Origin of the sequence: Nonomuraea montanisoli (genome assembly GCF_013363975.1) — a bacterium.
In the GTDB taxonomy this organism is placed as follows: Bacteria; Actinomycetota; Actinomycetes; order Streptosporangiales; family Streptosporangiaceae; genus Nonomuraea; species Nonomuraea montanisoli.
This window is the reverse complement of record NZ_JABWGN010000010.1, coordinates 462,031-470,714: the sequence shown is the minus strand read 5'-3', so window position 1 is coordinate 470,714 and position 8,684 is coordinate 462,031. Positions and strand designations below refer to the sequence as shown.

Sequence of the window (8,684 nt, the reverse complement as noted above, 5' to 3'; positions counted from 1 at the left end):
GGGAGGGTGTGGGAGAGTAGGTCACCGCCGGACAATCTTTGTTTGACAGGTAAGGGCTCCATCCGGAGCTTCTCAGGGCCAGGGTTGGCTTTGGGGAGTGGAGGATGGGGCCCTTTCTTGCGTTGTGCGGGTGTTTTGAAGGGGCCAGCCGGCTCACGTCTCGTGGATGGCGCGTTCTTCTGGCGGGTACTCCCATTTTTGGCGGGTGCTCGGGCGCGTGGCACGAGGCTGGTGTGTGCGTGCTCTTGTGCGGTGCGCCTGCTCTTGAGGTCCGTACCTCCGTTGTCATGAGGGCGGATCCGTGAGCTCTGACCGCTCGATTCACGGCGTGCCTTGGCCAAAGGACGTGGGTGCGCGGGTTCGGAGCGATGGCATCGCTGTCCGAGAGGTGTGGGCGCGTCGGATCGAGGAGTGCGCTCGTCACTGTGGGCACGCCGATCTGCTGTGCGAGCGCATCGACGGGCGAGTAGGGCAGTAGGTCGCACCTGACCTGGAGAAGTCGAGCGCACGCCACGTCAACGTGCCGGCGCGACAGTTGCTCCTCTTCTCGGCAACGGGGAAGAGGGCGGTGGGTGCAAGTCCGAACTGGGCGGTCCGCATGCAAGCGATGCGACCCTGGACCACCCTTGCGCCGTGAAGAGTCCGCTCCATGTCCTGGATATGGTGAATGTGACGCTTCGCCACCGAAGTATTTCAGGGAGTTACGTCAAACAGCTCCTGCGGCCGCGGCCCAGGCGGCACACTGTTGTGTGGCGGCCATCGCGGGGTTCCCCTTCAGTCCAGGTCATGCACTCGAAGGATCGTGCGATGGCCGTCTTCATGTCTACGCCACTCCTTCTCGCGTCTGCTTGGACGGCGTGATCACTGCACCACGACATCTCGCTGGACTGCCACATCGTGGGTGCCACTCAGTAGGAGCACTCTCGGGAGAGCCGCGACATCGATTCGGGCCCGGCGCTGCCGGCAAGGGACCGAGGCCGAGGCTCTGGCGCAGTCGAGGAGTCGCCATGGGCAGATCGCGCGGGCTGTCTAGCCCTGGGAGCCTCGGCTCCCAGCCGGCGATGTGGTCCGGTACCAGGACCCCAAACCACGGACCTGATCACCGCACCATGACGTGAGGTCATTGCGGCGGCTTCCCCTCCCTCGGACTGGTCGCCGTGAACGTGGCGTCACGGGAACGGGCGGGGCCTGTCGTCGGTGCCGTACTTGGTGCTGTTCATGCAGGCCGCTCTCTGAGGCCTGATCCTGCCTGCGATGCTGCCGTCGGCTTCAGCGTGCTGCGGGTGGTCGTTGCGGGATTTGGCTGGCGGCGTGTGGTGCTTTGTCGGGATAATTCGGCAATGATCGTCGGCAGGGCGGTGCGCCGGGCCGCGTTGGTCACCGTTCTGGTGGCGCCGGCTGCCGCCTCGCCGCCCGTTCTCACCTCAGCCGCCTTGGTGACCTCGCCTGTCCCTGCGGTCGTCGCCCTCAGAGGTCGCGAGAGCCTACTGCCGGGGCCATCCGCGAGTTCCGTCATCGAGTCCATCGAGTTCGCGCCCAGGAAGGTCGCCGACCGCGAGACGCCCGCAGCCCTCAAGCGCAAGACCGCGAAGGCCGCCCCCGTCCCGACCAAGACCCTGACCAAGGAGCTCGGCCGCTACCTCGCCGGTCGCCCTGGGCCCGTCACCGCCATGGTGCGCGACCTCACCGACGGCCGCCTCTACCGCTACCACCGCGACGAGCGCCTGATCACCGCCAGCTCCGCCAAGGTGCAGATCCTCATGGCGCTCCTCCTCCGCACCCCTTGGCGCGAGCTGCCCCAGGGGGTGCGTCGCGACGCCGACCTGATGATCCGTTACAGCGACAACCACGCTGCCGATCGGCTCTGGACGCGCATCGGCGGTCCCGACGGCTTCACCCGAGCCGGTCGGCGGTTCGGGCTGCGCAACACTTCGGGGGTTCCGGGCAAGTGCGTGGACCTGTACTGCTGGGGCATCACGCCCACCTCGGCCGAGGACCAGGTACGGCTCATGCGGGCCCTGGTGTCGGATCGGAGCCCGTTGCCGGGGAAGGATCGGGACCAGGTGCTGCGACTGATGGGCCGGGTGATCCCCGGTCAGGACTGGGGGATCAGCGCCGCCGCCTGCGGACGTGACCGCGTGGCGCTGAAGAACGGCTGGCTGAAGCGCGTGTCCACCAAGCGCTGGGCGGTCGTCACTGTCGGGCTTCTCCGTGGGCGCGGCAAGGGCGCGGCCGGCCACGACTACGCGGTCGCGGTGCTCAGCGAGGGTGCTGCCGAGGTGGGGAACGGCATCGCGACCGTGGAAGGCGTGGCCAAGCGCGCCATGAAGGCGTTCCGGGCATGCCGCCGATCATGACCCGGGCACCGCACGGGTGACCGAGAACGGGGCGTCAGGCTTCGGCACCGTACGGATGATCGAGGCCGCGACATCGCGTCAGCCAGTCGGGCTCCAGCGCCGCGCCAGCGAGTCGGGCTTCTTCTGTGCTGCGCAGGCGACACCGGCCCGTGGCGCCGTACAGGCCCCAGCCGACCTGCGGCGACCAGCCCGCACCCCGTCCCTCAGGCAGCCGAGCTCGCTCAGGTAGTCGAGCTCGCTCAGGTAGTCGAGCCCGACCAGCTAGCTGAGCCCGACCCGTCAGCTGAGACCGCTCAAGCAGTCGAGCCTGACCAGTCAGCTGGGCCCGTTCAAGCAGTCGGGCGCGCCCAGGCGCAGTGGAGAGCCTGCTCAGGCGGGCGAGCCCGGTGTGACGAGCCGGTAGCCCACCCCGCGTACCGTCTGGATGAGCTGGTCGTCCTCGTCCCCCAGCCGGGCGCGCAGCCGCTTGACGTGGACGGCGATCGTGTTCGTGGACGTGCCGGCCCCCGCGTGCCACACGTGCCGCATGATCTGCTCCCGCGTGACCGTCCGGTCGGCGTTGCGCATCAGGTACAGCAGCAGTTCGAACTCCCTGAGGGGCAGGTGGACGACCCGCCCGTCCACGCGTACCTGGTAGGCCCGCACGTCCAGCTCGACGGAGCCGGCGGCGAGCACGTCGCGCTGCTCTGGGGAGGCCGCGTGGATGAACGGCAACAGCTCCGGCACCCGGTACGGCCGGGCGACGCAGGCCGCCGCCCCGGCCGCGAGCGCCTGGACGGCCTGGTCGGCGTTGCCCTCGCCGACCCCGAGCAGCACGGGCACGGCACGTGCGACCCGGACCGCGCGGACGAAGTCGACGGCGCCGATGACCGGCAGGCTGGCCGCCACCAGCACCACGTCGGGCTGGAGCGCGCCGGCCTGCAGCAGGCCCTGGGCGCCGTCGGGCGCGTTGGTGACGGCCACGCCCTCGCGTTCGAGGGCGTCGGCCAGATCTCCGGCGACCTCCTCGTCGGGGTCGGCGATGAGCAGTACGGGCCTGGTCCGCGTGTCCCCGTTCACCGTGGATGCCGCCTGCTGGTGGGTCATCAGCCGAAGCGCCCGGTGATGTAGTCCTCGGTCGCCTTCTGCGAGGGGTTGGTGAACATCCGGGAAGTTTCGTCCATTTCCACCACCTTGCCCGGCTTGCCCTGGCCGTCGAGGTTGAAGAAGGCCGTCCGGTCACTGACCCGGGCCGCCTGCTGCATGTTGTGGGTGACGATGACGATCGTGTACTGGTCCTTGAGCTTGACCATGAGGTCCTCGATGGCCAGCGTGGAGATCGGGTCGAGCGCCGAGCACGGCTCGTCCATGAGCAGCACCTGCGGCTTGACCGCGATGGCTCGGGCGATGCAGAGCCGCTGCTGCTGACCGCCCGACAGGCCCGCGCCGGGCTTGTTGAGCCGGTCCTTGACCTCGTTCCAGAGGTTGGCGCCCTTGAGCGACTCCTCGACGATGCCGTCGCTCTGCGACTTCGAGACACGGCCGTTGAGTCGCAGCCCGGCGGCCACGTTCTCGTAGATGGACATCGTGGGGAACGGGTTCGGACGCTGGAACACCATGCCGATGGACCGGCGCACCGACACCGGCTCGACCGTCGCGCCGTACAGGTCCTCGCCGTCGAGCAGGACCTTGCCCTCCACGCGCGCGCCGGGGATGACCTCGTGCATGCGGTTGAGCGTGCGCAGGAACGTCGACTTGCCGCATCCGGACGGGCCGATGAAGGCCGTGATCGAACGCGGCTCGATCGTCATCGAGACGTCCTCGATGGCCTTGTGCGAGCCGTAGTAGGCGTCGAGACCGGACACCTGGATCTGCTTGGACATTGCGCTGGTTACCCCCTATCGGCCCTTGGCGGGCGAGCGCCACCAGGCGATGAGGCGCGCCACCAGGTTGAGCAGCATGACGATCAGGATGAGCGTGAGGGCTCCGGTCCAGGCCCGGTCGATGGCGGTGTCGTTGGGACGTCCCGCCTGGTCGAAGACGTAGAGGGGGAGCCCCATCTGCGGCCCGTTGAACGGGTCGCTGTTGATGGAGTCGGTGAAGAACACGGTCAGCAGCAGCGGCGCCGTCTCGCCCGCGACGCGGGCGACGGCCAGCATGACGCCGGTGACGATGCCGGTGAACGCGGTCGGCAGCACGACCTTCACGATCGTGCGCCACTTGGCCACGCCCAGCGCGTACGAGGCCTCGCGCAGGTCGTTCGGCACGAGGCGGAGCATCTCCTCGGCCGATCTGACCACCGTCGGCATCATGAGGATCGCCAGGGCGAGCGCGCCGGCCAGGCCGGAGAACGGCATGCCCAGGAACAGGATCCAGAACGCGAGGACGAACAGGCCGGTGACGACGGACGGGACGCCGGTCATGACGTCCACGAAGAAGCTGATGGCCCGGCTCAGCCGGCCGCCGTTGCCGTACTCGGTGAGGTAGATCGCCGTGAGCAGGCCGATCGGCACCGCGATGAGCGAGGCCAGCAGGACCTGCTCCAGCGTGCCGATGATCGCGTGGTAGGCGCCGCCGCCCGCGTCGCGCGCGCCGATGTTGCGCATGGAGTGGGTGAGGAACTCCGTGTCGAACCGGGCGAGGCCGTTCTTGATGACCAGCCACAGCACCGAGACGAGCGGTACGACGGCCAGGGCGAACGCGAGATAGACCAGCCCCTGCGCCAGGCGGTCCTTGACGCGGCGGCCGGCCGAGATGTGCTGGACGGTGGTCATGCGCCGCTCCTCGCGTATTCCTTGCGGCGGTTGATGATCATGCGTGCGGCCATGTTGACGAGCAGGGTGATGACGAACAGCACCAGACCGGAGGCGATCAACGCGCCCCGGCCGATCGGGGTGGCCTCGCCGAACCCGTTGGCGATGTTGGCCGCGATGCTGTTGCCGTGCGGGGTGAGGATCTCGAAGGTGATGTCGAACGTGGCGGGGAAGATCAGGGCGACCGCGATCGTCTCGCCCATGGCCCGGCCGAGGCCGAGCATCGCGGCGCTGACCACGCCGGGGCGGCCGAACGGCAGCACGGCCATCCGGATCATCTCCCAGCGGGTGGCGCCGAGGGCGAGCGCGGCCTCCTCGTTCATCTTGGGGGTCTGGAGGAAGACCTCGCGGGAGATCGCGGCGATGATCGGCAGGATCATGATGGCCAGCACGACGCCGCCGGCCAGCATGGTCTTGCCGCCGATCGCGCCCTCGCCGGCGAACAGCGGGAACCAGCCGAGGTGCGCGTTCAGCCACTCCGACGGCGTCTTGAGCAGCGGCACCAGGAACGCCACGCCCCACAGGCCGTAGACGACGCTGGGGACGGCGGCGAGCAGGTCGACCAGGTAGCCGAGCGGCCCGGCCATGCGGCGCGGCGCGTAGTGGGAGATGAACAGTGCCACGCCGATGGCCACCGGGGTGGCGATCACGAGCGCGATGGCGGAGCTGAGGACGGTGCCGAAGGCAAGGGCGGCGATGCCGAAGACCTGGCTGCCGTTCGGCTCCCAGGTCAGTTCGGTGAAGAAGCTGCCCTTGTTGGCCTGGAGCGCCGGGACCGCCTCGCTGATGAGGAAGACGGCGATGGCCGCCATGATCACCAGCAGGAGGATGCCCGCGCCGGTGGCGGCGAAGCGGAAGGGCGCCTCACCGTGGCTGCGCCGCGAGGCGGACCGGCGCGTGGCCGGCCCGCCCCCACGGGTACGGACGTCAGTCGTCATCGGCGGATCTAGGAGATCGCCTCGACGGCGGTGCGGACCTTGGTGAGCAGCTCGCCCGACAGGGGCGCGTAGCCCAGGTCCTTCAGCGCGGTCTGGCCCTCGTCGCTGGCGGTGTAGGTGAGGAACGACTTGACCAGCTTCGCCTCGTCGGCCGACAGGCCCTTCTCGCAGGTGATCTCGTACGTCACGAGGACGATCGGGTAGGCGCCCGCCGTCTTGGTGGCGTAGTCGATGCCCAGCTTGAGGTCGTTGCCGGTGCCCTTGACCTCGGCGGTCTCGATGGTCTTGGCCGCGCTCTCGGGGGTCAGCTCGACGAACTCGCCGGTGCCGTTGGCCACCTTGGCCTTCTGGAGCTGGGAGTTCTCGGCGAACGACAGCTCGACGTAGCTGATGGCGCCCTCGGCGCCCTTCACCGAGGAGGCGATGCCGTCGGAGCCCTTGGCGCCCTGGCCCTTGGCCTCGGCGGGCCAGGCCTTGGCCGGCTCGTACGGCCACTCGGCGGTCGCCTTGAGGAACTTGGTGAAGTTGTCGCTCGTGCCCGACTCGTCGGCCCGGTGGAAGGCCTGGATCGGGGTGGAGGGCAGCTTGGCCTGGGGGTTGTCGGCCTTGATGGCGGCGTCGTCCCACTTGGTGATCTTGCCGTTGAAGATGGCGCCGATCGTCTTGGGCGAGAGCTGGAGGCCGTCCACGCCGGGCAGGTTGTAGACGACGGCGATGGGGCCGGTGACCATCGGGATGTTGATGGCCTTGCCGGTCTTGCACCGGGCGTCGGCCTGCGCCGGCTCGCCCTTGTCGTCCTTGAGGGCCGAGTCGGAACCCGCGAAGGCGACCGTGCCCTGGATGAACGCCTGCACACCCGCGCCCGAGCCGCTCGGCTGGTAGTTGACACTGGCGCCAGGGTTCTTGGACTGGAAGTCCTTCTTCCACTGGTCGATCGCGTTGGCCTGGGCCGAGGAACCGGCGGCGTTGATGGTGCCGCTGAGCCCGTTGCCGGCGGCGCCGGTGGCGGCGGCCGAGCTGGTGCTCGCGCTGCCAGAGGTGTTGTTGTCTGTGCCGCACGCAGCGAGCGAGAGCGCGCCGACGACGGCGACGGCGGCGAGCCGGCCTGCATACTTCACGGTTGGGTTCCTCCCACTTGGTCCTTAGTCGCCACTGAAGTTATGCAGGCAAAGTGACTCGCAACCCCTGACGAGGGTGAACGTTCGGTGAACGGGCCCGGTCGCCCTCATGATGGGGTTTATGACGTATCGCGTATGCCTGGTGTGCATGGGGAACATCTGCAGGTCACCGATGGCGGAGGTGGTCCTCCGGCACGTGCTGGACGAGCGCGGGCTGGGCCGCCGGGTCACGGTGGAGAGCGCGGGCACGGGCGGCTGGCACGCAGGCGACCCGATGGACGCCCGCGCCCTGCGCACGCTGTCCGAGCACGGGTACGACGGCTCGGCGCACCGGGCCCGGCAGTTCACCCATGACTGGTTCGACCGCTACGACCTGGTCCTCGCCATGGATCGCGACAACCTCGCCGTCCTGCGCGGGATGGCTCCCTCCGGCGTCGAGGTGAGCCTGTTCCGCTCGTTCGACCCGGCGGCGCCCGAGGGGGCCGAGGTGCCGGATCCGTACTACGGAGGCTCGGAGGGTTTCGTGGAGGTGCTGGAGCTCGTCGAGGCGGCGGCCGAGGGCGTGGCCAAGCACATCGCCGACGAGATCGGCTGATGGGCGGGGCGGCGGGAGTGGCTGATGGACGAGGCGGCGGGAGCGGCTGAGGGGCGGGTGCGTGGAGTCGGCTGAGGATCTCGGGGCGTCGCACGGGTGGCGGCTGCGGCGCGGCGTGCTGGAGGACGGGCGTCAGGTGTTCGCCAAGGTGGGGGCCGCCTCGCCGGTGTTCGCGTCGGAGGCGGCCGGGCTGCGGTGGCTGGGCGAGGCCATGGACGTGCCCGAGGTGGTGGAGGTGGCCGAGGATCGCCTGGTGCTGTCCTGGGTGGACACCGAACCGCCCACCCCGGCCGCCGCCGAGCGGTTCGGGCGGGCGCTCGCGCGGATGCACCGGGCGGGGGCGCCCGCCTTCGGCGCGCCCTGGCCGGGCTTCATCGCCGACCTGCCGATGGACAACTCGGCCGCGGACGACTGGCCCTCCTTCTACGCCACCCGCCGCGTCCTTCCGTTCGTACGGCGGGCGGGGCTTCCCGCCGAGGACGTACGGCGGGTCGAGCGGGCCGTGGAACGCCTCCCGGAGGCGGCCGGACCGCCGGAGCCGCCGGCCCGCATCCACGGCGACCTGTGGAGCGGCAACGTGCTGTGGTCCGGCGGCACGGGCGTGCTGGTGGACCCCGCCGCCCATGGCGGGCACCGTGAGACGGACCTGGCCATGCTGGCGCTGTTCGGCGTGCCGTACGAGGAGCGGATCCTCGCGGCGTACCAGGAGTTGAGCCCGCTGGCCGACGGCTGGCGCGAACGGGTGCCGCTGCACCAGCTCCATCCGCTGCTGGTGCACGTGGTGCTGTTCGGCGGGTCGTACCGGGAGAGCCTGATGCGGGCGGTGGACCGGGTGCTGGCTCTTGGACGGGCCGGGTGAGCGTGTGGATGGGCTGGGCGACGGC

9 protein-coding genes are annotated in these 8,684 nt (G+C 69.7%); 4 read left to right on the top strand and 5 right to left on the bottom strand.

Annotation, left to right across the window (positions count from 1 at the left end):
- The first annotated feature begins 301 nt into the window (after nucleotides 1–301).
- Both HTZ77_RS48390 and HTZ77_RS27520 read left to right on the top strand, forming a co-directional pair.
- Nucleotides 302–478 carry a mycothiol transferase gene (locus tag HTZ77_RS48390; protein WP_175592570.1) on the top strand — a complete coding sequence of 59 codons (177 nt, stop codon included), beginning with the start codon at nucleotides 302–304 and terminating at the stop codon, nucleotides 476–478.
- An 862-nt stretch (nucleotides 479–1,340) separates the two neighbouring features.
- A complete protein-coding gene (locus HTZ77_RS27520) occupies nucleotides 1,341–2,357 on the top strand; it encodes a serine hydrolase (RefSeq protein WP_175592569.1) in 1,017 nt (338 codons plus the stop codon).
- Nucleotides 2,358–2,726: 369 nt separating this feature from the next.
- Here HTZ77_RS27520 and HTZ77_RS27515 read toward each other — a convergent pair whose 3' ends face one another.
- From HTZ77_RS27515 to pstS, 5 genes are read right to left on the bottom strand one after another with little or no spacing between them, the layout of a single operon-like run.
- Nucleotides 2,727–3,443, bottom strand: a complete 717-nt coding sequence (locus HTZ77_RS27515) for a winged helix-turn-helix transcriptional regulator (protein ID WP_175592568.1) — start codon at nucleotides 3,441–3,443, stop codon at nucleotides 2,727–2,729.
- Nucleotides 3,443–4,219: a phosphate ABC transporter ATP-binding protein PstB gene (gene pstB / locus HTZ77_RS27510; RefSeq protein ID WP_175592567.1), complete on the bottom strand. Its 777-nt coding sequence runs from the start codon at nucleotides 4,217–4,219 to the stop codon at nucleotides 3,443–3,445. Before pstB ends, HTZ77_RS27515 begins: the two co-directional genes overlap by 1 nt.
- 15 nt (nucleotides 4,220–4,234) lie before the next feature.
- Nucleotides 4,235–5,110 carry a phosphate ABC transporter permease PstA gene (gene pstA, locus HTZ77_RS27505; RefSeq protein WP_175592566.1) on the bottom strand — a complete coding sequence of 292 codons (876 nt, stop codon included), beginning with the start codon at nucleotides 5,108–5,110 and terminating at the stop codon, nucleotides 4,235–4,237.
- Nucleotides 5,107–6,087: a phosphate ABC transporter permease subunit PstC gene (pstC, locus tag HTZ77_RS27500; protein ID WP_175592565.1), complete on the bottom strand. Its 981-nt coding sequence runs from the start codon at nucleotides 6,085–6,087 to the stop codon at nucleotides 5,107–5,109. The genes pstA and pstC overlap by 4 nt, the downstream gene beginning before the upstream one ends.
- Nucleotides 6,088–6,095: 8 nt before the next feature.
- Entirely contained in the window at nucleotides 6,096–7,205 is a 1,110-nt protein-coding gene (gene pstS / locus HTZ77_RS27495; RefSeq protein ID WP_175592564.1) for a phosphate ABC transporter substrate-binding protein PstS, read from the bottom strand.
- Nucleotides 7,206–7,326: 121 nt separating this feature from the next.
- Between pstS and HTZ77_RS27490 the strand changes: the two genes are divergently transcribed.
- Together HTZ77_RS27490 and HTZ77_RS27485 are read left to right on the top strand one after the other, a co-directional pair.
- Nucleotides 7,327–7,800 (top strand): low molecular weight protein-tyrosine-phosphatase, encoded by a 474-nt coding sequence (locus tag HTZ77_RS27490; RefSeq protein ID WP_175592563.1) that lies wholly within the window; start codon nucleotides 7,327–7,329, stop codon nucleotides 7,798–7,800.
- A 61-nt stretch (nucleotides 7,801–7,861) separates the two neighbouring features.
- Nucleotides 7,862–8,659 (top strand): fructosamine kinase family protein, encoded by a 798-nt coding sequence (locus HTZ77_RS27485; RefSeq protein ID WP_175592562.1) that lies wholly within the window; start codon nucleotides 7,862–7,864, stop codon nucleotides 8,657–8,659.
- Nucleotides 8,660–8,684: the final 25 nt, after the last annotated feature.